Source organism: Streptomyces sp. NPDC040718, assembly GCF_055593565.1.
The window spans coordinates 1-1,268 of sequence record NZ_JBVIXO010000047.1 but is presented as its reverse complement, the minus strand read 5'-3'; the positions used below and the strand labels follow the sequence as shown (position 1 = coordinate 1,268).

Genomic DNA, 1,268 nt, shown 5'->3' with positions numbered 1-1,268 from the left:
GGCGCAGTGGAGGATGCCTCACCGGCGGTGGGAGCGGCGGGTGTCGGCCCAGCGAGGGTTGGCGCCGTGGGGGAAGGCTCGGTGGACGGGGACGCACTGACGGTGGGCGCAGGCGGGGAGGCCGCATCGGCCGTGGGCGCCGTGAGGGAGGCGGCGGGTGGTGGTGCGGGATGCTGGTGGGACTCCGGGCCGCCGAGGGCTGCGGTCACGCCGAACGCGAGGGCCGCGACCACGGCAGCGGCGCCTCCCGCGAGGGCGGAGTGCCGGCGACGTCTCCGGGAAGCGGCCCGGCGTCGGACCTCCGCGCCCGTCGTGGGCGCGGGGCCGGCGGCGCCGTCGGCCAGCTCGCGCAGGGCAGAGGACAGGTCATCGGCCACGGTCTTCCTCCTTCTCCTCGCCACTTCCGCCCACTACACCCACCCCGCTCGCCGGCAGCAGCTTGGCGAGGGCTGCCCGGCCGCGCGACAGGCGGGCCTTGACCGTACCGGTCGGTGCGCCGGTCTCGGAGGCTACCTGCTCCACACTGAGGTCACACAGGTGGTGCAGCACGATCGCCAGGCGCTGGGGCTCCGGGAGCTGTCGCAGCGCCGCGACGAGGGCGACGTGCTCGGGACCGGGTCCGGGGGCGTGATCGGGTAGCGGGGTGCGGCGTACCAGCTCCAGCCACCGCCGCGCCCGCCGCCAGTGGCTGACCGCGAGACGCATCGCGACGGTGCGGATCCAGGCTTCGGGGGCCTCGGTGGCGAGGAAGTCGCTCCGCCGGTCCCAGGCACGTACGAAGGCTTCCTGAACGACGTCCTGGGCCTGGCCGTGGTCACCGGTGAAGGAGTACACCTGGCCGACGACCCGTGGGAACGCCGAGGCGTAGAACGCGTCGAACTCGTCCTCCGTCATGCCGCCCCCCGCGGTCGCAAAACTTTTTCGATCCGCATGCAACCCGCTGACTCCCGGCGTGCGTACAGGTCGTGTACAGCGAAGAACACCACACAGGGGGCTCTGTTGACCAGGGGAAACATGGCAATCAGGAAGGCGGCGGCCGCGGCCGTCCTCGGTGCGCTGCTGCTCGCGTCCACGGCGTGCGAGCCGAGCGGGGCCGAAGCACCGGGCGACTCCGCGACCTCGGAGCGGCCGAGCGCGGCGAACTCACCGACGACGGGCGAAACCGCTTCGGCGAAGCCGGGCGAGGCTCCGGCGAAGCCCGGCGGTGGTTCGGCGAAGCCCGGCAGCGGTTCGGGCGACGCCGGCGGCGAGGCCGGCAAGGGCGACGG

At 74.1% G+C, this 1,268-nt stretch carries 1 protein-coding gene and 1 pseudogene; one reads left to right on the top strand and one right to left on the bottom strand.

The window, feature by feature from the left end:
• Positions 1-366: 366 nt before the first annotated feature.
• Positions 367-894 carry a SigE family RNA polymerase sigma factor gene (locus ACZ597_RS35595; protein ID WP_471339615.1) on the bottom strand — a complete coding sequence of 176 codons (528 nt, stop codon included), beginning with the start codon at positions 892-894 and terminating at the stop codon, positions 367-369.
• Positions 895-1,014: 120 nt separating this feature from the next.
• Between ACZ597_RS35595 and ACZ597_RS35590 the strand changes: the two are divergent.
• Positions 1,015-1,268, top strand: a pseudogene (locus ACZ597_RS35590) (hypothetical protein); the annotation flags it as partial.

Coding starts and splice junctions, on each gene's coding strand:
- ACZ597_RS35595 (WP_471339615.1), bottom strand. CDS start 894: ATGACGGAGGACGAGTTCGACGCGTTCTACGCCTCGGCGTTCCCACGG.